The organism is Breoghania sp. JC706 (assembly GCF_037026715.1).
Taxonomy (GTDB): Bacteria; Pseudomonadota; Alphaproteobacteria; order Rhizobiales; family Stappiaceae; genus Breoghania.
In genome coordinates, this window is record NZ_JBANCG010000001.1 from 556,753 (window position 1) to 581,514 (window position 24,762).

Below are 24,762 nucleotides of genomic sequence, written 5' to 3' on the forward strand. Positions count from 1 at the left end.
CATGAACAACAAGGCAAATCCGCCTGTGCTCGAGGTCCTCGACTACAGCCTCGACTACCGTACCCATGCGGGCCCCTTTTCCGCCCTCAGGCATATCAATCTGGAGATCGCGCGCGGCGAGGTGCTCGGTCTTGTCGGCGAAAGCGGGTCGGGCAAGACCTCGCTCGCCTGGTCGATCATGCGCTACCTGCCCGGCAATGCCTGGGAGAAGACCGGCGCCATCCGGCTTTCCGGCGAGGAACTCCTTCAAAAGAGCGAGCGCGAGATGCGGGCCATCCGCGGCGGGCGCATGTCGATGGTCTTTCAGGATCCCTCGACCTCGCTCAATCCGACGCTCAGTCTCGGGCGCCAGCTATCCGAGGTGCTCGTCCATCATCGCGGCCTGACGAAGCGCCAGGCATGGGCGGAAGCCGAGGCGCGGCTTGCGCAGGTCGGGCTCAAGACGCCCGCGCAGATGATGCATCGCATGCCGCACGAGGCATCCGGCGGCGAGAAACAGCGCGTGGTGATCGCCACCGCCTTTGCATGCGATCCGGAACTCATCATCTTCGATGAGCCGACGACGGCGCTCGACGTCATCACCGCCCGCCAGATCCTCGATCTCCTGAGCGAACTTCAGGCGGAGACGGGTGTCGCCGCGCTTTACATCTCGCACGATCTGGCGCTGGTCTCGCGCGTCGCACGGCGGGTATCCGTCATCTATCGCGGCGAGATCATGGAAAGCCGCGATGTGGAGAGCGTCTTCCGGCGCCCCGAAAAGGACTATACGCGAAACCTGATCGCGGCGGTGCCCAACCCCGCGCGCCGGCTCGCCGGGCCCGCTCCGGAGAATACGGGCAGGCCGCTGGTGGAGGCCGACAAGGTCACCGTCCAGTATGGCCGCTCGTCCTTCATCGGATCGCTGCTCGGCCGCCAGCAGGATCAGGTCCTCGGCAACAACGCGGTAAGCCTTTCCATCGCGCCGGGCGAGATCCTCGGCGTGGTGGGCGAAAGCGGGTCGGGCAAGTCCACGCTCGCCAAGGCGCTTACGGGGCTCAATCCGTTTAGCGGCGAAGTCCGTTTCGACGGGCGCACCATCCGCAGTCCGCGCGACATGGACAAGGCCTATCGCCGCGACGTGCAGATGATCTTTCAGCATCCGGACGCCTCGCTCAATCCGCGCCACCGGATCGCCGAGATCCTGTCGCGGCCGCTCGATCTCTATGGTCTGGTGTCGGGTGCGGCGGCGCGCAACGAGAAGATCGGCGATCTTCTGGAGGAGGTGCGGCTGCCGCGCGACTATGCCGACCGTTTCCCGCACCAGCTTTCCGGCGGCGAGAAGCAGCGCGTGGCGATCGCGCGCGCTTTCGCGTCGCGGCCGCGCCTCGTCATCTGCGACGAGATCACCTCCGCGCTTGACGTTTCCGTGCAGGCCTCCGTCGTGGAGCTTCTTCTGGAGCTCCAGCGCCAGACCGACACGGCCTACCTGTTCATCACCCACGACCTCAACCTGGTGCGCCAGATCGCCCACCGGATCGCCGTGATGTATCGCGGCGACCTGATCGAGGTGGTTGCGGCCGACGAGATCGGATCGCCGGAGAGGGCGGACTATACGCGCCGCCTGATCGATGCCGTTCCGACCCCGCCCGCGGTGGAGGCCGGTTCCTGATCTTTCCAACGACAAGAGCTTCAAAGGAGATCCAAGATGGATCCGCAATCGCTCGTCAGATCCATTGACGAGAAGGCGTCGCTGAATTTCCTCTCGCGCATGGTCCAGCACCGCAGTCATTCGCAGACCGACGGCGAGATCGAACTGGCGCGCTTCATGGCCGCGAAGATGGGCGAGCTGGGGCTTGAGAGCGAGCTGCAGCCCTTCGACAACGGCACGCGCTACAACGCGATCGGCCGCCTGAAGGGCGCCGGCGGCGGCAAGAGCCTGCTGTTCAACGGGCATCTGGACACCAACCCCGTCACCGAGGGCTGGACGGTCGACCCCTATGCGGGCCTTGTCGACGACAAGTTCATCTATGGCATCGGCGTCTCCAACATGAAGGCGGGCGATGCGGCCTACTACTGCGCCGTGAAGACGCTGATCGATGCCGGGGTGAAGCTGAAGGGCGACGTGGTGCTGACCTATGTGGTCGGCGAGCTGCAGGGCGGCGTCGGCACCATGGCCGCCATCCAGAACGGCGTGAAGGCGGACTATTTCGTCAATTCCGAGCCGAGCGACCTCGTTGCCATAACCATGCATGCGGCCGCACTCAGCTTCGTCATCGAACTGACGGGCGATACGCGGCATCTGTCCAAGCGCGAGGAATCCGTCAACGCGATCGCGGCGGCCTGCGATCTGATCCCGCGCATCGACGCGATGACCTTCCGCAACGCCAAAAGCGAGGTTCACCGCTCGATCAACCGCGCCCATGTCGGCGTGGTCCACGGTGCGCTGGGCAAGGATCTTGAGGAATGGCGCCCGCCACAGGTCTCCGATTTCGTGCGCATCAAAGGTTCCGCCCGCTATGCGCCCGGCCAGTGCGAAGAGGACGTGTGGGCCGACATGCGCGAACTGCTCGCCGACCTGGAGAAGCGTTTTCCGGGGCTGAAGGCGAAGCTTGTGCCCGAAAAGATCGAGGGCCGGCCGCTGATGCCGCCGTTCGAGGTCTCGCCGGACTCGCGCATCGTCAAGGCGATCAACAGGGCCTACGAGAGCGTGCGCGGCGAGAAGCAGCCCACCGGCGCCATCACCCCGACCCGCTTCTACGGCACCGATGCCGGCCATCTCTATGCCGAGGCCGGCATGGAGGGCGTCGTGTGCGGACCCGGCGGGCGCTACAACACCATGCCGGACGAGCGGGTCGATATCCCCGACTTCCTCGACATGATCCGCGTCTATCTGCTCACCATCCTTGATATCTGCGAAGTGGCCTGAACGACGATGCTCTTTGCCACAGGTGAAATGGAGGCCCGGGCGGAATGCGTCCGGGCCGTGATGCGTGAGGCCGACGTCGACCTTGTCATCGCCGACAGCGGCGAGCTGCTCGCCTGGCTCACCGGCTACACCGTGTCGGAGACCATGTACCGCGCCGCCTTCCTGCCGCGCGACGGCGCCCCGTTCCTGGTGCTGAGAGCGCTCGACGCCGACAATGCGCGCGCGGCCTGCTGGTTTTCCGACATCACCGGCTTTGCCGATTGGGAAAGCCCGCACGAGGCGATGGCAGGGGTTCTTCGGGCTCGGGGCTTTGCCGGGGCTCGCATCGGGATCGATGCCAATTCCTATGGCTTTTCGGCGCTGACGGCGGGCCGGCTACAGGCATTGCTGCCGGGGGTGCAATTCGTCGATCTGGGCGAATTCGGCCATCGGGTTCGCCGGGTCAAGTCACCGGCCGAGATCGCGCTTCTCGCAAACGCTGCAACGATCGCCGACAAGACGATGGCCGCCATTTGCGAGGCCGCACATGAAGGCATGACCACCCGCGATGCGGCGGCGCTTGCTGCCGGGGTCTTCCTGCGGGAGGGGGCGGATACGGGCGAGGTCGGGCCGATCGTGAAATCCGCCGGCGAGCATTCCTTCCTGCACGGGGCTTTCGCCACCGATACGCTGGGGCCGGGCGACATTATCCATGTGGAGCTGATCCCGAAGGTCGCCAACTATTCCGCCCGGATGATGCGCCCGATCGTGATCGGCGAACCTTCTGCCCGCCAGCGTCACGTCGCAGAACGTCTGATCGCCCTTCAGGACGAACAGATCGCCGCCATGCGCGACGGCGCGATTGCCGCGGACGTGGATGCGATCGTGCGCGCGCCGCTGCTGGCGGAAGGCCTGCGCAAGGACTATCCGAACGTGACGGCCTATACGCTCGGCCTCGTCACCCGCACGCCCCGCACAAGCGATTTCTCGCCCGCGCTCTTGCCGACAAGCGACTGGCCGCTGGAAAGCGGCATGGTCTTCCATGTCTATACTTCCGCCGAGGGCATCGCCTTTTCCGAGACGGTGGTGGTGACCGGGGATGGCGGGCGCCGGCTGACGAACACGCCGCGGGCGATCCTGACGGCATAGGGGCGTGCCCTTCCCGAGCGACCGCAAAACCGAGGGCGGGGAGGGCAATGGCTCTCTCGTCGTCCTGCATATAGCCGCCGGCCGTGCGTCTCAGCTCTCGGCATTGCCGGGTTTCACGCGCTTTCGGGTGCGCTGGCTCGCCTCTTCGGCCAGAAGCCGCCCGAGAGGCGTCAGCCGCAGACTGCCGGCCGCCTGCTCGGCCAGACCGGCGCGCATGAGCGAGGATCCCGTTTCCAGCGAAACCTGATGGGCGTTGCCCTGCTGCCGCCAGCCGTTGCGCACGCGCCAGAACGGCCGGCCGCGCAGGTGCTCGAGCAGGATGCGCTGCGTCTTCGTCAGGTCCGTCAGGGTGATCCGGTTTGCCGCAGGCCCCTTTTCCATGGCGCTACCCTCCATAGCGACGGACCTATCCTAGCGGAAATCGCGGTGGGCGCCAGCAGGCTTTGGTCCTGAACGAAAGTGCTGGAGGAGGAGGGAAGGGGCGTCGGCGAGGCGATCCGCCAGGTCGAGATCGACCGGCGCGAGGATTGGGCAGCGATGCTCGGGCAGGTCAACCAGACCATGCGCGCCGAGCAGAAGGCCAAGGACACGCTGACGCGCATCTGGCGGCCCTTGTTCGGGATCGAGTTCGGCCTGGTCTATTCGGCGCTCGGCGCCGCCTTCGTCTATGCGATCGCTTACGCCGAAAGCCCGATCAACGCGGTCGGCCAGATCGGCGGCTACGTGACCACCTATCTCGGTTTCGGGGCGTCGGTTCTCGGCGTCTACGTCTGGCAGCGCAGCCAGGAAAAGCGCAACGGCAAGGCCTGACGGGCAGTCTCAAGGGGCATGGCATGGCCGACGAACAGAGGCGTTGGATTCGACCGGATATCTCGGTCGGCAACCTCATCACGATCGGGGGGCTGATCGTCGGCCTGTCGGTTGGCTGGCAGAAGTTCGATTCGACGCTGGAGGATCACGCCCGCCGCCTCGCCGCGCTCGAGACGGCCGAGCGCGAAAGGCAGGTGGACCGCGTGAGCCAGGTGCAGTTGCTCACGGAACTGCGGTCGGATTTGAAATATCTGCGGGCAGCGGTAGAGCGGATTGAGGCGGAGCGGGGGCGGTAAGGGCTCAATGCGAATTTGGGCGATTTAGGACAAAACGGCTCCCGGAATTCCGGACAAAATCGGCAACAGCCTTAAGGCGTAAGGGTTTTTCAGCTTAAGTATTTTTCGATCAACAATCTGAGATCTTATGGTACAAAAACCGTTTGATAGCATGCTACTCAATGATGCTGTTGCGTCGTGCAAGAGGTCACGTATTCCGCAATGTCTAATTTCTGTGCACAGTTAGGACGTATCTTTAGTTGGTCTGCTTTGCGGCGGATTGGCAGTCTACCGCTAATGCGTGCTGTCATGTTTGCGCCCGTGATAGCATACTTTCTTCTTTTTAATGACTATGTGATCAATTTTTTAAAGAAAGTTTCTTTAAATATTGGAGTCCCATCGACGAGTTCTCTTGAACTGACAAATATTTATTTTATTTATTATGGGCTGATTATAGTCGGAATTTCATCGATAATATATAGTATTGCGTGCCCAGAAAGCGTAAGCAAGTCGCCCGATAGTATTACTTTTGCTAGTGTTGTTCAGTCACTAACAGCTAAAACATATATTATATCATATTTTGATGACGTGCTTTTTAAGTTTGTTGAAAATTCCGATCGTTGTGATGAAACGGAAACTCTTGACTATCCAGAGAGCGTTAGATTGCAAGCAGCGCGACTAGTCGTCGAAGTATATAAAAAATATTTAGAGGCCGAGCGTGAAGATGGGGGCGATCTAGAAGTCGAGAGATTAGATGACGCCACCCCAGAGATTAGTTCTATTGAAGAAGGGGAAAACAATGGAGATTGGGCAGGGTTTCATCAAGATTTCATTACTGGTTCAGGATACTTTAATGCAGAAGCTATTGCCAGGCGAGCCTATGACGCGCCAAAAGTAATATGGGCATTTTCCGAGCCGTATCGTGCAATTGCGGCCCGAGAGTTTTCTTCCGATATTGCATTTGCAAAGTACGAGGCTGATAATTATTCGCGTCCATATACTAGATTTTCGATAGCTATAATGTACGCGCTGGGTTTTATTTTACTATTTATACCATCTGTCTCTACATTTTTAAAAATAACATATTCTATATTTATAATATAAATCTGATAGGTGGAATAATTCGCTTTTCCCATGGGGAACTAAGCCTGTAGGTGGCTATGCCTGTGATCAGCCTTTCTCCGTCATCGCTTGCACTCGTCGACATTGTCACGGTGTATCGCGAGTGCGTGCTGATTGTTTGTTCGATCCCCTCAAATCCCATGAGACCAAAAGGGTCTCACGCGTGAGACCGTGAGACCGTCTCACGTTCTCATTTCGTTCGCATCGGATTGCGGCTAAGTCATTGAAATTATTGGTGCCGGCAGCAGGATTCGAACCCGCGACCCCCTGATTACAAATCAGGTGCTCTACCAACTGAGCTATACCGGCCCGCAAAGGCGCGAGGGCGCGGCGGGCCCTCGGCTTGTCTGAACGACGCGCTCCCTTAGCACAAGGTGTGCGTCGTTGCATCCCGGGAAATGCGATTTGCCACAGGCAAGGCGTGTCGCAGGTGTCTTCCGTCGATCGCCGGCAACATGGCCCCGTCAGCCAGACAGCGCGGGGCGTCGTGCGGGCGGCTTGCCGTACCTGTGCGGGCCGGTGGCGGACGTGTCAGGAGAAGGGGCGTCGGCGAGGTGCCGTCTCGCGCCGGTATGGTGCGGAAAATGCCCGGTTTTTGCCGCTTTCCAGACGCAAGCTGTTTGCTGATGCGGATATGGTGGCTTCAGGCCTCTCGGCGTTGCGTCGCGAAGCCGTACCGCAAAAGACGATGTGGCGCGCAAGCCGGATGGACAAGCCGAATGGACAAGCGGCTTTTCGTCCGGTTTGCTTGCCCTGCGATCGACATGCGGTCGACATACGATCCGGGCCGGGGAGGGTGTCTTCGCCGGATGGCGCGCGTGTTGATCCGGCCGCGAAAGCCGGCCATGCTGCGGGCTCAACCTTGAGGGAAATGTCATGGTTCGTTCAGTCAGGGTCATTCCAGCCGCAATCGCCTGCGTGATGGCGCTTGCGTGGTTCGGCAGCACACCGGTTGCAGCGATGCCGCTTCGCGCGGCCCTTCCGGCCGTGGCCGTCGGCGATGGAGGCGGGCCGCTCGCCACGCCGGTGCATTATCGGCACCGGCACTGGCGCCATCGTCACTACAGGCCGGGCGTCTCGTTCTGGTTCGGCAGCGGGCCGCTCGTCGGCGTGCCCTACTGGCGCTACGGGTATCGCCCGGGGCCCTATTACTACGGTGCCGATCCCTATTATTACAGCAGGGCGCCGCTGCCGCCGAGCCGCTATTATTATCGCGGCCGTCCGGTGCCGGGCTCGCCGGACTGGTATGCCTATTGCGCGTCGAAGTACAAGAGCTTCAACCCGCGCACGGGGCTCTATCTGGCGTATTCGGGAAAGTACCGGCGCTGCCGCTAGGGGCGGTCAGAGCCCCAGCTTCCGCCGCGCTATATAAAGGGAGAGCACGGCGGCGTTGGAAACGTTGAGCGAGCGGATCTTGCCCGGCATGTCGAGCCGGGCAAGCACGTCGCAGGCCTCTCGTACACCCTGGCGCACGCCCTTGCCCTCCGCGCCCAGAACCAGAACCAGCTTCTCGCCGAGATCGGTTTCCTCCAGAGGGGCAGGGCCCTCGCTGTCGAGAGCCACGCGCGTGTAGCCCGCCTCGCCGGCCTCCGTCAGAAACCGCGCCATGTTCTGAACCTTCAGATGGCGCACGAGATCGAGTGCCCCGGAGGCGGATTTCGCCAGAACCGCGCCTTCCTCCGGCGCATGGCGGTGGGTGGTCACCACCGCATCGGCGGCAAGCGCGACCGCCGAGCGCAGGATCGCGCCCACATTGTGCGGATCGGTCACCTGATCGAGCGCCAGCACGAGGCGGGCATCGCCCAGCGACTTCAGATCCCAGGCGGGCAGGGGGTCTGCCTGCAGCAGCACGCCCTGGTGCACCGCGTCGCGCGGCAGCTGGCGGGCGATGGAGCGCGGGTCGACGAGATCGACCGGCACGTCGATGGTGACGCCCCGCTCCTCAAGCCGGGCGAGCGCGTTGCGTGTCGCCACCAGCCGGTGGCGCTTTCGGTCGGGATTGGCGAAGGCCGCCTCCACCGTGTGAAGCCCATAGAGAAGAAGGGGGCCGTCGGACGGGCCGTCCTTGCCGCGGCGCGGCGCGCCCGGGCGGGAGTGGCGGTTCGACTTGCGGGCAAGCGGTGGTTTTGCACCAGCCCTGGCGGAGGGCTTTTCCGGGGTCTTTGTCATGGGAAAAGCCTTAGCCACCGGCAGCACACCGCGCAAGGGAGCCGGTATCTGAATCCGCACGCACAAACGGGCCTGCGGCACGGTTCAACGGAGGCCTTGCGATCGGTCCGCCGACGTTATCCCCAGGTACGCGCATGCCGGCGGCATCGTTGTCGCTTGCGCGACTTCGTGTGTTCGCCGCGGGGCGGGGCGCGGGTGCAACAGCTTGCAATGCCTTGTTTCCCGCGTTCGGCGGGTTCTCCGCGGGGCGGTTTCGCGGAGCGTGCGTTGGGGAGAAAAGCCGGGCCGTGGGGAGAAAAGACATTCTTGTCCAATCGGCCGTTGACACTCCGGGGCGACATCGCCATAACACGCGCCACGGGATTCACCGCCTCCCGGGTTCTACGGACCTCGGTCCTTCCAAGCCCTTGGCGGCGGGGTGTTTCTGTTTGGCGATCCTGTAGGCTTTGCGTTCTACCGGATGCGAGAACGGAGGAGTGCCCGAGTGGTTAAAGGGGACGGACTGTAAATCCGTTGGCTTTGCCTACGTTGGTTCGAATCCAACCTCCTCCACCATCGCATGACGGCAGGCACGAGAGTGCGGGTGTAGCTCAATGGTAGAGCAACAGCCTTCCAAGCTGATGACGAGGGTTCGATTCCCTTCACCCGCTCCAGCCTGCGAGAACATCTTCTGCAAGTCGCCAAAATGCCCTTGGCCAGATCGCCCCGACCAGATCGCTCTGGAAGGTGAGGTCTCCCGAGTTCTGATCCATCGCCGGGTGGCGCGGTGTCGCTGCCTCCGGCCGTGCCTGGAATAGGAAGTCCGCGGGCTAGCGCCGCGCAGAAACGAGCAGAGAGCGACGTCGATGGCTAAGGAAAAATTCGAGCGCAACAAGCCGCACGTGAACATTGGCACGATCGGCCACGTTGACCACGGCAAGACGACCCTGACGGCAGCGATCACGATGACGCTTGCTGAATCGGGTGGTGCGACGGCGAAGGCTTACGACGAGATCGACGCGGCGCCGGAAGAGAAGGCGCGCGGCATCACGATCTCGACGGCGCACGTGGAATACGAGACGGAAAACCGTCACTACGCCCACGTCGACTGCCCGGGCCACGCCGACTACGTAAAGAACATGATCACGGGTGCTGCGCAGATGGACGGCGCGATCCTTGTGGTGTCGGCCGCCGATGGCCCGATGCCGCAGACCCGCGAGCACATTCTTCTGGCCCGTCAGGTCGGCGTGCCGGCGCTGGTGGTGTTCCTGAACAAGGTCGACCAGGTTGACGATGCCGAGCTTCTGGAGCTCGTGGAGATGGAAGTGCGCGAGCTGCTTTCCTCCTACGACTTCCCCGGCGACGACATTCCGATCGTTGCGGGTTCGGCGCTGGCTGCGGTCGAGAACCGCAACCCGGAGATCGGCCGCGACAAGGTCAAGGAACTGATGGCCGAGGTCGACCGCTACATCCCGACGCCGGAGCGTCCGATCGACCAGCCGTTCCTGATGCCGATCGAGGACGTGTTCTCGATCTCCGGTCGCGGCACGGTTGTGACCGGTCGTGTCGAGCGCGGCGTGATCAAGGTCGGCGAGGAAATCGAGATCGTCGGTATCCGCGACACCAAGAAGACGACGTGCACGGGCGTGGAGATGTTCCGCAAGCTGCTCGATCAGGGCCAGGCTGGCGACAACATCGGTGCTCTTCTTCGCGGCATCGGCCGTGAGGACGTGGAGCGCGGCCAGGTTCTTTGCAAGCCGGGTTCTGTGACCCCGCACACGAAGTTCAAGGCCGAGGCCTACATCCTGACGAAGGAAGAGGGTGGCCGTCACACGCCGTTCTTCACCAACTATCGTCCGCAGTTCTACTTCCGCACGACGGACGTGACGGGCGTGGTGGAACTGCCGGAAGGCACGGAGATGGTGATGCCGGGTGACAACGTCACCGTGACGGTGACGCTGATCGTGCCGATCGCGATGGAAGACGGCCTGCGCTTCGCCATCCGCGAAGGTGGCCGCACCGTCGGTGCCGGCGTCGTCGCCTCGATCATCGAGTAATCGGGCCGGACAATGTTTCGGTGGGCGCGGCTTGCGGGCCGCGCTTGCCAATTCCGGGAAACCGGATTAAATCCGACGCAAGCCGCCTGGGCGGCACGTGTCGGGATCGTCGCCGGAACGGCGCAAGACGTGCGAATAAGGGCTGCGACCTTCGTGGTCTGAAGCCAGTAGGGGTGTAGCTCAGTTGGTAGAGCAGCGGTCTCCAAAACCGCAGGTCGTGGGTTCGAGTCCCTCCGCCCCTGCCAGTTTCGCTCTTGTGGAATCGGTTCGTCGGCTATAAGTAAAGCGCAACGGGCAGTGGCGCGCGGAGGATTCCGCGCGCCTATATGCCGTTTAAACGGTCCTGATCCGCGGTTCTGATTCGGAGCCAGGGTTTTGATCGCAAACAGGATTGACCTTCGAACGTCAGTGGGCGTTCGGCGCCGCAAGCGGCGGGCAGGCAATCTGGAACACGAATAAGGAGCGGGCCCGCGCGTTTCCTGGTGCGGCGTCACGCTGACAGCAGGCCACAGGCGGCCATAGGCGGAATGGCAAAAAACAATCCTTTTACCTTCCTCCAGCAGACGCGCCAGGAGGTTGCTAAGGTCACATGGCCGACGCGGCGCGAGACGGCGGTGACCACCGTGATGGTTTTCATCATGGTCGCGATCGCCTCGATCTTCTTCCTGGTTGCGGATCAGCTTATGGCCGAGGGCGTGAAGCTCCTTCTTGGTTTGGGCTTTTGATCCGAGCCTCACACGATATCAAATGATGCGGACTGGGGTCACATGACCAAGCGCTGGTACATCGTCCACGCCTATTCGAATTTCGAGAAGAAAGTTGCCGAATCCATTCGGGAAAAGGCCGAGTCGAACGGGCTCTCGGATCTTTTCGACGAAATTCTCGTCCCGACCGAGAAGGTCGTGGAAGTGCGGCGCGGGCGCAAGGTCGACGCCGAGCGCAAGTTCTTTCCCGGCTATGTGCTGGTGAAGATGGAGATGACGGACGACGCCTATCATCTCATCAAGAACACGCCGCGCGTGACCGGGTTCCTCGGGTCGGACAACCGTCCGATGCCGATTTCGGAGGCCGAGGCGCAGCGCATTCTGCATCAGGTGCAGGAAGGCGTGGACCGGCCGAAGCCGTCGATCTCGTTCGAGGTCGGCGAGCAGGTCAGAGTCTCCGATGGTCCCTTCGCCTCGTTCAACGGTCTCGTCGAGGAAGTCGACGACGAGCGGGCGCGGCTCAAGGTTGCCGTTTCGATTTTTGGCCGGGCGACCCCGGTCGAACTGGAATACGCCCAGGTCGAGAAGCTCTGAGTTTCAGGCTTTTCGGCAGGGTGTGCGGTGGAAGGTGGCTTGAGGGCGGATCGCCCCGCGCAAGCGGCCCTACCACCACCTCTCTGGTGCCGGATTTCCGGCCAGTTTAGTTAGGAGAGCCACATGGCGAAGAAAGTACAGGGGTCCCTGAAGCTTCAGGTGCCTGCGGGTTCGGCAACGCCGTCCCCGCCGATCGGTCCGGCGCTGGGTCAGCGCGGTCTGAACATCATGGAATTCTGCAAGGCGTTCAACGCCCAGACGCAGGACATGGAAAAGGGCGCGCCGTGCCCGACCGTGATCACGTTCTTCACGGACAAGTCCTTCACGTTCGAGGTCAAGACGCCGCCGGTGTCCTTCTTCCTGAAGAAGGCCGCGAAGCTGCCGAAGGGTTCCAAGACGCCCGGCCAGAGCGTTGCAGGCTCGGTTACCCGTGATCAGGTCCGTGAAATCGCGGAAGCGAAGATGAAGGACCTGAACGCCAACGATATCGACGCCGCCATGAAGATGGTGGAGGGCTCCGCCCGTTCGATGGGTCTCGAGGTTCAGGGGTAAGAGCATGGCGAAGATCGGAAAGCGTATCGTCGCCAGCCGCGACGGAATCGACCGCAACAAGCTCTACGCCCTCGATGAGGCCGTGAAGCTGATCAAGGAGCGGGCCACCGCGAAGTTCGACGAAACCGTCGAGATCGCCATGAACCTCGGCGTCGACCCGCGTCACGCCGACCAGATGGTCCGTGGCGTGTGCGTTCTGCCGAACGGCACCGGCAAGTCGGTGCGCGTCGCAGTGTTCGCCCGCGGCGACAAGGCGGAAGAGGCCAAGAAGGCCGGTGCCGATATCGTCGGTGCGGAGGACCTGGTCGAGCAGGTGCAGGGCGGGACGATCGATTTCGACCGCTGCATCGCGACACCCGACATGATGCCGCTCGTCGGCCGTCTCGGCAAGGTTCTCGGCCCGCGCGGCCTGATGCCGAACCCGAAGGTCGGCACGGTGACCCCGGACGTTACCTCCGCCGTCAATGACGCCAAGGGCGGTGCCGTCCAGTTCCGCGTCGAGAAGGCCGGTATCGTTCACGCAGGTGTCGGCAAGGCTTCGTTCGACGAGGCGAAGTTGAAGGAAAACATCAAGGCCCTCACCGATGCGGTGATCAAGGCCAAGCCGACCGGCGCCAAGGGCACGTACCTGAAGCGCATGGCGCTGACCTCGACCATGGGCCCGGGCATCAAGCTCGACCCGTCGACGGTCACCGGCGCCTGATCGGTGCACGGCGCTCCTTGAGGGTGCCGGTCGACGATGCCACCGGGTGAAGGTGGCTGAGAGAATTCCCGCCGGGGTGACCCGGCGGGATGCGGCTGTCAGGAAGGTCCTCCGGGATCGTCCTTCCAGCCGGTCCTGTCCGAGACTGCAGGTGCCGGGCCCGAAAGGGGCCGGTTTAAGCCATCCGGGCCTGCATAGACGGGTTAGAACCGATATTCCGGCCGAAAGGCCACCCGGTTCGAACCGTAGGCCTTGCCGCGCTCCTTTAGAGCGTGCGTGAGGGGGCAGGAACCCTGAGCGTCGCTCGAAAAGGGGAGACCCTTTGGAGCGGCAAAGCCAACCGGCGGACGACGCGTTGTCGTTCGCCAAGTGGAGAAGGCAAGTGGATAGAGCGGAAAAGCGCGAAGCCGTAGCGGCGCTCAACACCGTGTTTTCGGACGCGGGTGTTGTCGTCGTGGCCCACTATGCGGGTCTCTCGGTCGCGGACATGACTTCGCTGCGTGCGAAGGTCCGTGAGGCCGGCGGGTCCGTAAAGGTCGCGAAGAACCGTCTTGCCAAGCTTGCCCTTCAAGGCACGGACGCCGAACACATCGCCGACCTGTTCCAGGGTCCGACCGTCATCGCTTATTCGAGCGATCCGGTCGCAGCTCCCAAGGCGGTGATGGACTTCGTCAAGGGGAACGAAAAGCTCGTTGTCCTGGGCGGAGCCCTCGGCTCCACAAACCTCGATGCGGATGGGGTCAAGGCGCTTGCCACGATGCCGTCGCTCGATGAGCTGCGCGCCAAGATCGTCGGCATGATCTCGACGCCGGCAACGCGCATCGCGCAGGTTCTCAGCGCTCCGGCCGGGCAGGTTGCCCGCGTCATCGGCGCTTACGCCAAGAAGGACGAAGCCGCGTAAGACAACGCGACTGCTTGAAACACACCGAAACCGATACGGTTCGAATACGAAGGTTTGAAAAATGGCTGATCTCGAGAAGATCGTTGAAGAGCTGTCCACCCTGACCGTCATGGAAGCCGCCGAGCTGTCCAAGATGCTCGAGGAGAAGTGGGGCGTTTCCGCCGCCGCTCCGGTCGCCGTCGCGGCTGCCGCCGGCGGTGCCGCGGCTCCGGCCGAGGAAGAGAAGACCGAGTTCGACGTTGTCCTGGCTGCCGCCGGCGACAAGAAGATCAACGTCATCAAGGAAGTCCGTGCGATCACGGGTCTTGGCCTGAAGGAAGCCAAGGACCTGGTCGAGGGCGCTCCGAAGACCGTCAAGGAAGGCGCTTCCAAGGAAGAGGCCGAAGAGCTGAAGAAGAAGCTCGAGGAAGCCGGCGCGACCGTCGAGCTGAAGTAAGTCTTCTTCCTGCAAGACTTCGCGGTCCCGGGTTCGCCCGGGACCGCAAATCGGGATGTGGCCGGTGCATCCGGCACGAGAACGACATCCGGCAATCGAGTTGCGGCCCCGGCGGGTTCTTCCCGTTACCGGGGCGAACGTCCCCTTGGAGCCTGCTCCTGCCCGTCGGGTGCGAGCATCGGTTTTCGGGGCTTTTGAGAGAGCGGCCTTTTCGCCGGCGGGCATCGTGCCCGGGCGGGGTGGTCGAGGGACGGCTATCCAGATCGCGGCCCTTCGCGCGGCAGACATGTCGCGCAATGGAGCCGGGGCCGGCATCGCCCGGCGATCCGGCTAGCCGTCACCAGGACCGAGACGGTCCCGGAATTCGTCCGGAGACCAGCGGTCGACAACGAAAAGCAAGAGCACGAGTCCGGCGGGGGCATGGTGCTTGAGGCGATACGAGGAGCGACAATGGCGCAGACGTTCAACGGTCGCAAGCGGGTCCGTAAGTTTTTCGGTCACATTCGCGATGTCGCGAAGATGCCGAACCTGATCGAGGTGCAGAAGGCATCCTATGATCAGTTTCTGCAGGTCGAGGAACCCGAGGGCGGCCGCGCGGTCGACGGCCTTGAGGCTGTCTTCAAATCCGTTTTTCCGATCTCCGATTTCAGCGGCACGTCGCTGCTCGAATTCGTCCGGTACGAGTTCGAACAGCCGAAATATGATGTGGACGAGTGCCGCCAGCGCGGGATGACCTTCTCCGCGCCGCTCAAGGTGACGCTCCGGCTCATCGTGTTCGACGTCGATGAGGAAACCGATGCCAAGTCGGTGAAGGACATCAAGGAGCAGGACGTCTACATGGGCGACATGCCCTTCATGACGGAAAACGGCACCTTCATCATCAACGGCACCGAGCGCGTCATCGTCTCCCAGATGCACCGGTCGCCGGGCGTGTTCTTCGACCACGACAAGGGCAAGACGCACTCCAGCGGAAAGCTGCTGTTTGCCGCCCGCGTGATCCCCTATCGCGGCTCCTGGCTCGACATCGAGTTCGACGCCAAGGACATCGTCTATGCGCGCATCGACCGTCGCCGCAAGATCCCGGTGACGTCGCTCTTGATGGCGCTCGGGCTCGATCCGTCCGAAATCCTGTCCACGTTCTACGAGTCGTTCTCCTACACGAAGGTCGACGGCGCGTGGCGCAAGCCCTTCAACCCGACTCACATGCGCGGGCTGAAGGCTGCCGAGGATCTCGTTGACGCCGACAGCGGCGAGGTGATCCTGGAGACGGGCAAGAAGATGACCGCCCGCCATGCCAAGCAGCTGGTGGAAAAGGGCGTCAAGGCGATCAAGGTCGGCGCGGAAGACCTCTACGGCCAGTACCTGGCCGAGGACATGGTCAATCTGCAGACCGGCGAGATCTATGCCGAGGCCGGTGACGAGATCAACGAGAAGGTCCTGGAGGCGCTGATCGAGCAGGGCTACGAGGAAATCCCCGTTCTCGCGATCGACCACGTCACGACCGGCGCGTATATGCGCAACACGCTGGCGGTGGACAAGAACGAAGCCCGCGAGGACGCGCTGTTCGACATCTACCGCGTCATGCGCCCGGGCGAGCCGCCCACCCTGGACACGGCGGAAGCCATGTTCCATTCGCTGTTCTTCGACAGCGAGCGCTACGACCTGTCCGCAGTCGGCCGCGTGAAGATGAACATGCGTCTCGACCTCGACGTCGAGGACACCGTGCGCGTCCTGCGCAAGGAAGACATCATCGAGGTCATCCGCACGCTTCTGGGCCTGCGCGACGGCCGCGGCGAGATCGACGACATCGACAACCTCGGCAACCGCCGGGTGCGTTCGGTCGGCGAGCTGATGGAGAACCAGTACCGCATCGGTCTGCTGCGCATGGAGCGCGCGATCAAGGAGCGCATGTCGTCGGTCGAGATCGACACCGTCATGCCGCAGGACCTGATCAACGCGAAGCCTGCCGCCGCCGCCGTGCGCGAGTTCTTCGGTTCCTCGCAGCTGTCGCAGTTCATGGACCAGACGAACCCGCTGTCGGAAGTCACCCACAAGCGCCGCCTCTCGGCTCTTGGCCCGGGCGGTCTGACGCGCGAGCGCGCCGGCTTCGAGGTGCGCGACGTGCACCCGACGCATTACGGCCGCATCTGCCCGATCGAGACGCCGGAAGGCCCGAACATCGGTCTGATCAACTCGCTGGCGACGTTTGCCCGCGTCAACAAGTACGGCTTCATCGAGAGCCCGTATCGGCGCGTGAAGGACGGCAAGGTGACGGGCGATGTCCATTACCTGTCGGCGATGGAAGAATCCAAGCACTATGTCGCCCAGTCGGATGTGCCGACGGACGAGGAAGGCCGCTTCACCGAAGAGCTGATCCTTTGCCGTCATGCCGGCGACGTGATGCTGGTTCCGGCCGAGCGCGTGGACTACACGGACGTTTCCGCCAAGCAGCTCGTTTCGGTGGCCGCATCGCTCATTCCGTTCCTGGAAAACGATGACGCCAACCGCGCGCTTATGGGCTCGAACATGATGCGTCAGGCGGTGCCGCTGGTGCGTGCCGAGGCCCCGTTCGTGGGTACCGGCATGGAATCGGTGGTGGCGCACGATTCCGGTGCGGCGATCGCCGCACGGCGCGCGGGCGTGGTCGATCAGGTCGACGCGACCCGTATCGTCATCCGGGCGACGGAAGAGATCGATGCCTCCAAGTCCGGCGTCGACATCTACCGGCTGATGAAGTTCCAGCGTTCCAACCAGAACACCTGCATCAACCAGCGTCCGCTGGTGCGCGTGGGTGACGTGGTGGGCAAGGGCGATATCATCGCTGACGGCCCGTCGACGGACCTGGGCGATCTGGCGCTGGGGCGCAACGTGCTTGTCGCGTTCATGCCCTGGAACGGCTACAACTTCGAGGACTCCATCCTCTTGTCCGAGCGCATCGTGCGCGATGACGTGTTCACCTCCATCCACCTTGAGGAATTCGAGGTGATGGCGCGTGACACCAAGCTCGGGCCGGAGGAAATCACGCGCGACATTCCGAACGTGTCGGAAGAGGCGCTGAAGAACCTCGACGAAGCCGGCATCGTCTACATCGGTGCGGAAGTGAATCCGGCCGATATTCTCGTCGGCAAGATCACGCCGAAGGGCGAAAGCCCGATGACGCCGGAAGAGAAGCTTCTGCGCGCCATCTTCGGCGAGAAGGCCTCCGACGTCCGCGATACCTCGCTCCGTCTGCCGCCGGGCGTCACCGGCACGGTCGTCGAAGTGCGCGTCTTCAACCGCCACGGCGTGGAGAAGGACGAGCGCGCGATGGCGATCGAGCGCGAGGAGATCGAGCGTCTGGCCAAGGACCGCGACGACGAACAGGCGATCCTGGATCGCAACGTCTACGGCCGTCTGGCGGAAATGCTGCTCGGCAAGGAGGCCTCGGCTGGTCCGAAGACCTTCAAGAAGGACGCAACGATCACCGGCGATCTTCTGAACGAGTATCCGCGCTCGCAGTGGTGGCAGTTTGCTGTCGACGACGAGAAGCTGATGGGCGAGATCGAGGCGCTGCGCGGTCAGTACGACGAGAGCCGCAAGCGTCTGGAGCAGCGCTTCATCGACAAGGTGGAGAAGCTGCAGCGCGGTGACGAACTGCCGCCGGGCGTGATGAAGATGGTCAAGGTCTTCGTCGCGGTGAAGCGCAAGATCCAGCCGGGCGACAAGATGGCCGGCCGTCACGGTAACAAGGGTGTGGTGTCCAAGATCAATCCGCTCGAGGACATGCCCTACCTGGACGACGGCACCCCTGTCGACATCGTGCTGAACCCGCTGGGCGTGCCCTCGCGCATGAACGTCGGCCAGATCCTGGAGACGCATCTGGGCTGGGCGTGCTCAGGCATGGGCAAGCGCATCGGCGAGCTTTACGACCAGTATCGCAAGTCGGGTGAGCTGAACGAGCTGAAGACAACGATCGTTGAGATCTACGGCGACAACGTCAAGGGCGAGCCGGTGAAGGAGTACGACGACGAGTCGATCGTGCGCCTCGGCGAGCAGCTCAAGAAGGGCGTGTCCATCGCGACGCCGGTCTTCGACGGCGCGGTCGATGCGGACATCGTCGACATGCTGCAGAAGGGCGGGCTCGACGGGTCCGGCCAGTCGCGGCTCTACGACGGACGCACGGGCGAGCAGTTCGACCGGTCGGTCACCGTGGGCTATATCTACATGCTCAAGCTGCACCACCTGGTGGACGACAAGATCCACGCCCGTTCGATCGGCCCGTACTCGCTCGTGACCCAGCAGCCGCTGGGCGGCAAGGCGCAGTTCGGCGGACAGCGTTTCGGCGAAATGGAGGTGTGGGCGCTCGAAGCCTATGGCGCCGCCTACACCTTGCAGGAAATGCTGACGGTGAAGTCGGACGACGTGGCGGGCCGTACCAAGGTCTACGAGTCGATCGTGCGCGGCGACGACACGTTCGAAGCCGGCATTCCGGAAAGCTTCAACGTCCTGGTCAAGGAAATGCGGTCTCTGGGCCTGAACGTGGAGCTGAAGGACAGCAAGCTTCAGCTTCCCGGGGCTGACGATGAAACACAGGCGGACGCTGCGGAATGATCCGCGGCGTCGAACGGGCGGAACGTCATAGTTTCGCCCGTTACGTCAGGCCCGCTGTCTTGAGCCCGACTGCGAGCGATTCCTGTTTGAGTGCCGGGACGGCCGATGCGCGAAGCGGCGCGCCATCCCGCCCGAGCATTGAAGGAGATATCCTATGAATCAAGAGGTCATGAACCTGTTCAATCAGCAGGCTCAGCCGGCGACATTCGACCAGATCCGGATTTCGATCGCCAGTCCCGAGAAGATTCATTCCTGGTCCTTCGGCGAGATCAAGAAGCCGGAGACGATCAACTACCGTACGTTCAAGCCGGAACGGGACGGTCTCTTCTGCGCGCGTATCTTCGGGCCGATCAAGGACTACGAGTGCCTTTGCGGCAAGTACAAGCGCATGAAGTACAAGGGCGTCATCTGTGAAAAGTGCGGCGTCGAGGTCACGCTGAGCCGCGTGCGCCGCGAGCGCATGGGCCACATCGAGCTCGCCGCGCCGGTCGCCCACATCTGGTTCCTGAAGTCGCTGCCCTCGCGCATCGGCCTTCTGCTCGACATGACGCTGAAGGATCTCGAGCGCGTGCTCTATTTCGAGAATTACGTTGTGCTTGAGCCGGGCCTGACCCCGCTCAAGCAGAACCAGCTGCTCTCGGAAGAGGAGTTCATCACCGCCCAGGACGAGTACGGCGACGACAGCTTCACCGCCATGATCGGCGCGGAAGCGATCCGCGAGATGCTGATGTCGCTCGACCTCGAAAAGGAGAGCGAGCGGCTGCGCGTGGAGATCGCGGAAGCGACGACCGAGCTGAAGCCGAAGAAGCTCGCCAAGCGGCTGAAGGTCATCGAGGCGTTCCTGGAATCCGGCAACCGTCCGGAATGGATGATCCTCACCGTGGTCCCGGTCATTCCGCCGGACCTGCGTCCGCTGGTGCCGCTGGACGGCGGCCGGTTCGCGACGTCGGATCTGAACGACCTGTATCGCCGCGTGATCAACCGGAACAACCGTCTGAAGCGGCTGATCGAGCTGCGTGCGCCGGATATCATCATCCGCAACGAAAAGCGCATGCTGCAGGAATCCGTCGATGCGCTGTTCGACAACGGCCGCCGCGGCCGCGTCATCACGGGCGCCAACAAGCGTCCGCTGAAGTCGCTGTCCGACATGCTCAAGGGCAAGCAGGGCCGGTTCCGCCAGAACCTGCTGGGCAAGCGCGTCGACTACTCGGGCCGGTCGGTCATCACCGTGGGCCCGGAGCTGAAGCTGCACCAGTGCGGCTTGCCGAAGAAGATGGCGCTTGAGCTGTTCAAGCCGTTCATCTACTCGCGGCTCGACGCCAAGGGCTATTCGTCCACCGTCAAGCAGGCGAAGAAGCTCGTGGAGAAGGAGCGTCCGGAAGTCTGGGATATCCTCGACGAGGTCATCCGAGAGCATCCGATCCTGCTGAACCGCGCGCCGACGCTGCACCGCCTCGGCATCCAGGCCTTCGAGCCGACGCTGATCGAGGGCAAGGCCCTCCAGCTTCACCCGCTCGTCTGCGCCGCCTTCAACGCCGACTTCGACGGCGACCAGATGGCCGTCCACGTGCCTCTCTCGCTTGAGGCGCGGCTGGAAGCGCGCGTCCTGATGATGTCGACGAACAACATCCTGCACCCGGCCAACGGTCAGCCGATCATCGTGCCGTCGCAGGACATCGTTCTCGGCCTCTACTACCTGTCGCTGATGACCGAAGGCGAGCCCGGCGAGGGCATGGTCTTCGGCAATCTCGGTGAGCTGCACCACGCGCTGGAGACCAAGACGGTCACGCTGCACACCAAGATCAAGGGCCGTTACAAGACGGTCGACGCGGAGGGTAAGCCGGTCTCGTATATCTACGAGACGACACCCGGTCGCCTGATCATCGGCGAGCTGCTGCCCAAGCATCACGCGGTGCCCTTCGACGTCTGCAACAAGCTGATGACGAAGAAGGACATCTCCAAGATGATCGACACCGTCTACCGCGCCTGCGGTCAGAAGGAGACGGTCATCTTCTGCGACCAGATCATGAAGCTCGGCTTCACCAACGCGTGCAAGGCGGGCATTTCGTTCGGCAAGGACGACATGGTCATCCCCGACACCAAGCAGAGCCTGGTGGACGAGACGGCCGCGCTCGTGACCGAATACGAGCAGCAGTACAATGACGGCCTGATCACGCAGGGCGAGAAGTACAACAAGGTCGTCGACGCCTGGGCCAAGTGCACGGACAAGGTCGCCGACGAGATGATGAAGCGCATCCAGGCGGTCGAGTACGACGAGGAGAGCGGTCGTCAGAAGCCGATGAACTCGGTCTACATGATGTCCCACTCCGGTGCCCGTGGTTCGCCCGCGCAGATGAAGCAGCTTGCCGGCATGCGCGGCCTGATGGCCAAGCCGTCGGGCGAGATCATCGAAAGCCCGATCATCTCGAACTTCAAGGAAGGCCTGTCGGTTCTGGAGTACTTCAACTCCTCGCACGGTGCCCGTAAGGGACTGGCCGACACCGCCTTGAAGACCGCGAACTCCGGTTACCTGACCCGTCGTCTCGTCGACGTGGCGCAGGACTGCATCATCCTCGAGCCGGACTGCGGCACCGACAAGGGCATCACGATCCAGGCGATCGTCGACGCCGGCCAGGTCATCGCGACGCTCGGCCAGCGTGCGCTCGGCCGCACGACCTGCGACGACATCATCAATCCGGCCACCGGCGAAGTCATCGTCAAGGCCGGCGAGATGATCGAGGAGAAGCAGGTCGACCAGATCGAGGCGGCCAACGTCCAGTCGATCCGGATCCGTTCGGTGCTGACCTGCGAGACGCAGATCGGTTGCTGCGGCGCCTGTTACGGTCGCGACCTTGCCCGCGGTACGCCGGTCAATATCGGCGAGGCCGTCGGCGTCATCGCGGCCCAGTCGATCGGCGAGCCGGGCACGCAGCTCACCATGCGCACGTTCCACATCGGCGGCACGGCGCAGGTGGTCGACAGCTCGTTCATCGAGTCCTCGTTCGAAGGCACGATCAAGATCCGCAACCGCAACGTTGCGCGTGACAGCGACGGCAATCTCGTCGCCATGGCGCGCAACATGTCCATCGTCATCGTGGATCAGGAAGGCATCGAGCGCGCGACCCATCGCGTGACCTACGGTTCCAAGATGCACGTCGACGAGGGCGATACCGTCAAGCGCGGCCAGCGCATCGCGGAGTGGGATCCCTACACCCGCCCGATGCTGACCGAACTTGCCGGTACGGTTGGACTGGAAGACATGATCGACGGTGCCACCGTCACCGAGTCCACGGACGAGGCGACCGGCATCACCAAGCGTGTCGTCATCGATTGGCGTTCCTCGCCGCGTACCCAGGACCTCAAGCCCGCCATCGTCATCCGTGACGCCAAGGGCGAGATCCTGAAGCTGCCGCGCGGCGGCGAGGCCCGTTACCTGCTGTCGCCCGATGCGGTTCTGTCGGTCGACGCCGGCAACAAGGTCGGTGCCGGTGACGTGCTGGCCCGTATTCCGCTGGAAAGCGCCAAGACCAAGGACATCACCGGTGGTCTGCCGCGTGTGGCGGAGCTCTTCGAGGCGCGTCGTCCGAAGGACCACGCGATCATCGCGGAGATCGACGGCACCATCAAGTTCGGCCGCGACTACAAGAACAAGCGCCGCATCATCGTGGAGCCGTTCGACGAGTCGCTGGAGCCGATCGAATACCTGGTCCCGAAGGGCAAGCACTTCCACCTGCAGGAAGGCGACACCATCGAGAAGGGCGAGTACATCCTCGACGGCAACCCGGCACCGCACGACATCCTGGCGATCAAGGGCGTGGAGGCTCTGGCCAACTACCTCGTCAACGAGATCCAGGAAGTCTATCGGCTGCAGGGCGTGGGCATCAACGACAAGCACATCGAGGTGATCGTTCGCCAGATGCTGCAGAAGATCGAGATCACCGATGCCGGCGAGACGGATCTCATCGCCGGCGAGCAGGTCGACCGCGTCGATCTGGAGGAGATCAATGCCCGCTGCATCGAGGAGGGCAAGAAGCCTGCATTCGGCAACCCGGTGCTGCTCGGCATCACCAAGGCCAGCCTGCAGACGCGCTCCTTCATCTCCGCTGCCTCCTTCCAGGAGACGACGCGGGTGCTCACCGAGGCTGCGGTCAACGGCAAGTCGGACACGCTCGACGGTCTCAAGGAGAACGTCATCGTGGGCCGTCTCATCCCGGCCGGCTCCGGCGGTGCGATCACCCGCATCCGCAAGGTCGCCTCGCATCGTGACGACCTGATCCTGGAGGAGCGCAAGAAGCGTTCCGGCGTGGAGATGGCCGATCCGATGCTGACCGACATGAGCGAGCAGGGTGCGGCCGAATAGGACGCCCCAATCTTGAACGAAATCGAAGAAAGGCCGCCTCCGGGCGGCCTTTCCTTTAGGAACACGATGTGAGAGCCAGGCGTCCGCCAATCCATCCGCCTGAGGCGCGATGGACACAGGCGCCATGCGGTGCAAGGCTCTCACCGGCACCGATCTGCGGAGTGACGACATGGATCTGAAAAACGTGAACGGCGACGAGCCGATGATCTTCATCATCGTGGGCCGGGTATGGGATGTGGAGGACGGCGGGCCGGATGACGCCATCACCGTCAACATCTTCCTGTCCGCCCCGGATGACGACAGCGCGGTGCGCCGCGCGCTCGAAGCGCTGGCCGGCGAGGGGTACGTCGAGGCCGAACTCGACCAGATCGGCACGCTCGACAACGAACCCGACGATCCGACCTTCGAGGAGGCCTATCAGGACGCGTTGGAGGGCAACGTCGCGGTCATCACCTTCCGCGAGTAGCGCGCGCGGGGAGGGGGCATCGCTCCGGGCGCGCCGCCTGTCCTTCGAAGCCGCGCAAGCGGCGGTCTCGAAGGACGGGCCGCACGGCCGGCACCTCGTTCCGCGGCCTCGGTCGCCATATGCCCAATACTCCGATTTCACTTCAATTGTATCTGGATTCGTGAACAATCTGTCGGCTCTTTCCTGTCTTCTGCGCGGCGCGGCGAAAGCATAGCTTTCAGATAAAGAAACCAGCCTTCCGGTTTCGTCAGCTGTCTCCCGAGGAAAGGGGCAATCCGATGTCTCTCTTTGATGCTCTCAAGAATCCGATCGATCTCGCAGGTCGCCTGCTGATCTCCTTCATCTTCATCTTTTCGGGATGGGGCAAGATCACCGCCTATTCAGGAACCGCCGCCTACATGGCGTCTCATGGCGTTCCCACCGTCCTGCTGCCGCTGGTGATCCTCACCGAGTTCGGCGGCGGTCTTCTCATCGCGGTGGGCTATCAGACCCGACTGGTCGCGTTTCTGATGGCGGGCTTCACGTTGCTGACCGCGCTGTTCTTCCATTTCAACCCCAGCGATCAGGCGCAGATGATCAACTTCATGAAGAACCTGTCGATCGCCGGCGGCTTCCTGTTCCTCTTCGTGAACGGGGCAGGGGAGTGGTCGCTTGATGCGTTGCGCCAGAGAGGAAGAGCCGTCCACGCGGCGTGAACGGCTACAGCTCTGAAGGGCAGGACTTGAAGAAAAGGGGGCAGCGCCGTGGCGCGGCCCCCTTTTCCTATAAGGTGTGTTCGCGCAGGCGAGGTCGGGCGACAGGAAAAGGCGGGCGAATCCCGAATCCTGTCCGTCCGCGAAATGCCGGAAGATGCTCCGTGAGCGGACAGATGATTCACCATTTGGAAAGAAAACCCGAACGGAGATCAGGAAAGTGTCGGATCCGTCCCTGATCGCCGGTCGTGCGCGGATGACTTTGTTGCGTAGCGCTCGCTTCAGATTGCGGAATCTTGCGTCATCTGCCGAGAAACCG

At 62.8% G+C, this 24,762-nt stretch carries 20 protein-coding genes and 4 tRNA genes; 21 read left to right on the forward strand and 3 right to left on the reverse strand.

Translation table 11 applies throughout. From position 1 onward, the window contains the following. Window position 1 precedes the first annotated feature (1 nt). The 3 genes from V2L18_RS02410 to V2L18_RS02420 are packed head-to-tail and all read left to right on the forward strand — an operon-like array spanning window position 2 to window position 4,033. Window positions 2-1,648 (forward strand): ABC transporter ATP-binding protein, encoded by a 1,647-nt coding sequence (locus V2L18_RS02410; RefSeq protein WP_336176211.1) that lies wholly within the window; start codon window positions 2-4, stop codon window positions 1,646-1,648. Window positions 1,649-1,684: 36 nt separating this feature from the next. After that, window positions 1,685-2,905 (forward strand): M20/M25/M40 family metallo-hydrolase, encoded by a 1,221-nt coding sequence (locus V2L18_RS02415; RefSeq protein WP_336176212.1) that lies wholly within the window; start codon window positions 1,685-1,687, stop codon window positions 2,903-2,905. Window positions 2,906-2,932: 27 nt separating this feature from the next. After that, window positions 2,933-4,033 (forward strand): Xaa-Pro peptidase family protein, encoded by a 1,101-nt coding sequence (locus V2L18_RS02420; RefSeq protein ID WP_336176378.1) that lies wholly within the window; start codon window positions 2,933-2,935, stop codon window positions 4,031-4,033. A gap of 90 nt (window positions 4,034-4,123) precedes the next feature. On the opposite strand, the gene V2L18_RS02425 is transcribed toward V2L18_RS02420, so the two are convergent. Continuing rightward, complete coding sequence (locus V2L18_RS02425) at window positions 4,124-4,414, reverse strand: hypothetical protein (protein WP_336176213.1); 291 nt, start codon at window positions 4,412-4,414, stop codon at window positions 4,124-4,126. Between the two features lie 78 nt (window positions 4,415-4,492). On the opposite strand from V2L18_RS02425, the gene V2L18_RS02430 reads away from it, so the two are divergent. From V2L18_RS02430 to V2L18_RS02440, 3 genes are all read left to right on the forward strand, one after another. Then, window positions 4,493-4,843, forward strand: a complete 351-nt coding sequence (locus V2L18_RS02430) for a 3TM-type holin (protein ID WP_336176214.1) — start codon at window positions 4,493-4,495, stop codon at window positions 4,841-4,843. Window positions 4,844-4,866: 23 nt separating this feature from the next. Further along, window positions 4,867-5,139: a hypothetical protein gene (locus tag V2L18_RS02435; RefSeq protein ID WP_336176215.1), complete on the forward strand. Its 273-nt coding sequence runs from the start codon at window positions 4,867-4,869 to the stop codon at window positions 5,137-5,139. A gap of 201 nt (window positions 5,140-5,340) precedes the next feature. After that, on the forward strand, window positions 5,341-6,222 hold the full coding sequence (locus V2L18_RS02440; protein WP_336176216.1) for a hypothetical protein: 882 nt from the start codon (window positions 5,341-5,343) through the stop codon (window positions 6,220-6,222). Window positions 6,223-6,473: 251 nt separating this feature from the next. Here V2L18_RS02440 and V2L18_RS02445 read toward each other — a convergent pair. Next, window positions 6,474-6,549 (reverse strand) — tRNA-Thr (locus tag V2L18_RS02445). A 567-nt stretch (window positions 6,550-7,116) separates the two neighbouring features. Between V2L18_RS02445 and V2L18_RS02450 the strand changes: the two genes are divergently transcribed. Next, a complete protein-coding gene (locus V2L18_RS02450; RefSeq protein WP_336176217.1) occupies window positions 7,117-7,575 on the forward strand; it encodes a BA14K family protein in 459 nt (152 codons plus the stop codon). A 6-nt stretch (window positions 7,576-7,581) separates the two neighbouring features. Here the strand turns inward: V2L18_RS02450 and V2L18_RS02455 are convergent, their stop codons facing one another. After that, window positions 7,582-8,409, reverse strand: coding sequence for an RNA methyltransferase (locus V2L18_RS02455; RefSeq protein WP_336176218.1), 828 nt, complete (start codon window positions 8,407-8,409; stop codon window positions 7,582-7,584). 470 nt (window positions 8,410-8,879) lie between these two features. On the opposite strand from V2L18_RS02455, the gene V2L18_RS02460 reads away from it, so the two are divergent. The 14 genes from V2L18_RS02460 (at window position 8,880) to V2L18_RS02525 (ending at window position 24,446) form a co-directional block, all read left to right on the forward strand. Further along, a tRNA-Tyr gene (locus V2L18_RS02460) sits at window positions 8,880-8,964 on the forward strand. A 24-nt stretch (window positions 8,965-8,988) separates the two neighbouring features. After that, a tRNA-Gly gene (locus V2L18_RS02465) sits at window positions 8,989-9,062 on the forward strand. Between the two features lie 192 nt (window positions 9,063-9,254). Next, a complete protein-coding gene (tuf, locus tag V2L18_RS02470; RefSeq protein ID WP_336176219.1) occupies window positions 9,255-10,445 on the forward strand; it encodes an elongation factor Tu in 1,191 nt (396 codons plus the stop codon). Window positions 10,446-10,614: 169 nt separating this feature from the next. Further along, window positions 10,615-10,690, forward strand: a tRNA-Trp gene (locus tag V2L18_RS02475). A gap of 282 nt (window positions 10,691-10,972) precedes the next feature. Then, entirely contained in the window at window positions 10,973-11,170 is a 198-nt protein-coding gene (gene secE, locus V2L18_RS02480; protein ID WP_336176220.1) for a preprotein translocase subunit SecE, read from the forward strand. Window positions 11,171-11,212: 42 nt separating this feature from the next. Continuing rightward, on the forward strand, window positions 11,213-11,743 hold the full coding sequence (gene nusG, locus V2L18_RS02485; protein ID WP_336176221.1) for a transcription termination/antitermination protein NusG: 531 nt from the start codon (window positions 11,213-11,215) through the stop codon (window positions 11,741-11,743). Between the two features lie 123 nt (window positions 11,744-11,866). Further along, window positions 11,867-12,295 (forward strand): 50S ribosomal protein L11, encoded by a 429-nt coding sequence (rplK, locus tag V2L18_RS02490; protein WP_336176222.1) that lies wholly within the window; start codon window positions 11,867-11,869, stop codon window positions 12,293-12,295. A gap of 4 nt (window positions 12,296-12,299) precedes the next feature. Further along, window positions 12,300-12,998, forward strand: coding sequence for a 50S ribosomal protein L1 (gene rplA, locus V2L18_RS02495; protein ID WP_336176223.1), 699 nt, complete (start codon window positions 12,300-12,302; stop codon window positions 12,996-12,998). Window positions 12,999-13,380: 382 nt separating this feature from the next. After that, window positions 13,381-13,899: a 50S ribosomal protein L10 gene (rplJ, locus tag V2L18_RS02500; protein WP_336176224.1), complete on the forward strand. Its 519-nt coding sequence runs from the start codon at window positions 13,381-13,383 to the stop codon at window positions 13,897-13,899. Window positions 13,900-13,960: 61 nt separating this feature from the next. Continuing rightward, the gene (gene rplL / locus V2L18_RS02505; protein WP_336176225.1) at window positions 13,961-14,335 is read left to right on the forward strand and encodes a 50S ribosomal protein L7/L12; all 375 of its coding nucleotides are present in this window, start codon (window positions 13,961-13,963) and stop codon (window positions 14,333-14,335) included. Window positions 14,336-14,785: 450 nt separating this feature from the next. After that, window positions 14,786-18,925, forward strand: coding sequence for a DNA-directed RNA polymerase subunit beta (rpoB, locus tag V2L18_RS02510; protein WP_336176226.1), 4,140 nt, complete (start codon window positions 14,786-14,788; stop codon window positions 18,923-18,925). A gap of 154 nt (window positions 18,926-19,079) precedes the next feature. Then, window positions 19,080-23,285: a DNA-directed RNA polymerase subunit beta' gene (gene rpoC / locus V2L18_RS02515; protein WP_336176227.1), complete on the forward strand. Its 4,206-nt coding sequence runs from the start codon at window positions 19,080-19,082 to the stop codon at window positions 23,283-23,285. Between the two features lie 169 nt (window positions 23,286-23,454). After that, the gene (locus V2L18_RS02520; protein WP_336176228.1) at window positions 23,455-23,751 is read left to right on the forward strand and encodes a regulator; all 297 of its coding nucleotides are present in this window, start codon (window positions 23,455-23,457) and stop codon (window positions 23,749-23,751) included. A gap of 278 nt (window positions 23,752-24,029) precedes the next feature. Continuing rightward, window positions 24,030-24,446 carry a DoxX family protein gene (locus V2L18_RS02525; protein ID WP_336176229.1) on the forward strand — a complete coding sequence of 139 codons (417 nt, stop codon included), beginning with the start codon at window positions 24,030-24,032 and terminating at the stop codon, window positions 24,444-24,446. Window positions 24,447-24,762: the final 316 nt, after the last annotated feature.

Excerpts from the sequence above, each read along its gene's own strand:
- rplL (WP_336176225.1), top strand. The coding sequence starts at position 13,961 with ATGGCTGATCTCGAGAAGATCGTTGAAGAGCTGTCCACCCTGACCGTC.
- secE (WP_336176220.1), top strand. The coding sequence starts at position 10,973 with ATGGCAAAAAACAATCCTTTTACCTTCCTCCAGCAGACGCGCCAGGAG.
- V2L18_RS02410 (WP_336176211.1), top strand. The coding sequence starts at position 2 with ATGAACAACAAGGCAAATCCGCCTGTGCTCGAGGTCCTCGACTACAGC.
- V2L18_RS02450 (WP_336176217.1), top strand. The coding sequence starts at position 7,117 with ATGGTTCGTTCAGTCAGGGTCATTCCAGCCGCAATCGCCTGCGTGATG.
- V2L18_RS02525 (WP_336176229.1), top strand. The coding sequence starts at position 24,030 with ATGTCTCTCTTTGATGCTCTCAAGAATCCGATCGATCTCGCAGGTCGC.
- V2L18_RS02520 (WP_336176228.1), top strand. The coding sequence starts at position 23,455 with ATGGATCTGAAAAACGTGAACGGCGACGAGCCGATGATCTTCATCATC.
- V2L18_RS02435 (WP_336176215.1), top strand. The coding sequence starts at position 4,867 with ATGGCCGACGAACAGAGGCGTTGGATTCGACCGGATATCTCGGTCGGC.
- rpoB (WP_336176226.1), top strand. The coding sequence starts at position 14,786 with ATGGCGCAGACGTTCAACGGTCGCAAGCGGGTCCGTAAGTTTTTCGGT.
- rplK (WP_336176222.1), top strand. The coding sequence starts at position 11,867 with ATGGCGAAGAAAGTACAGGGGTCCCTGAAGCTTCAGGTGCCTGCGGGT.
- rplA (WP_336176223.1), top strand. The coding sequence starts at position 12,300 with ATGGCGAAGATCGGAAAGCGTATCGTCGCCAGCCGCGACGGAATCGAC.
- V2L18_RS02415 (WP_336176212.1), top strand. The coding sequence starts at position 1,685 with ATGGATCCGCAATCGCTCGTCAGATCCATTGACGAGAAGGCGTCGCTG.
- rpoC (WP_336176227.1), top strand. The coding sequence starts at position 19,080 with ATGAATCAAGAGGTCATGAACCTGTTCAATCAGCAGGCTCAGCCGGCG.
- V2L18_RS02420 (WP_336176378.1), top strand. The coding sequence starts at position 2,933 with ATGGAGGCCCGGGCGGAATGCGTCCGGGCCGTGATGCGTGAGGCCGAC.
- V2L18_RS02440 (WP_336176216.1), top strand. The coding sequence starts at position 5,341 with ATGTCTAATTTCTGTGCACAGTTAGGACGTATCTTTAGTTGGTCTGCT.
- nusG (WP_336176221.1), top strand. The coding sequence starts at position 11,213 with ATGACCAAGCGCTGGTACATCGTCCACGCCTATTCGAATTTCGAGAAG.
- tuf (WP_336176219.1), top strand. The coding sequence starts at position 9,255 with ATGGCTAAGGAAAAATTCGAGCGCAACAAGCCGCACGTGAACATTGGC.
- V2L18_RS02425 (WP_336176213.1), bottom strand. The coding sequence starts at position 4,414 with ATGGAAAAGGGGCCTGCGGCAAACCGGATCACCCTGACGGACCTGACG.
- V2L18_RS02455 (WP_336176218.1), bottom strand. The coding sequence starts at position 8,409 with ATGACAAAGACCCCGGAAAAGCCCTCCGCCAGGGCTGGTGCAAAACCA.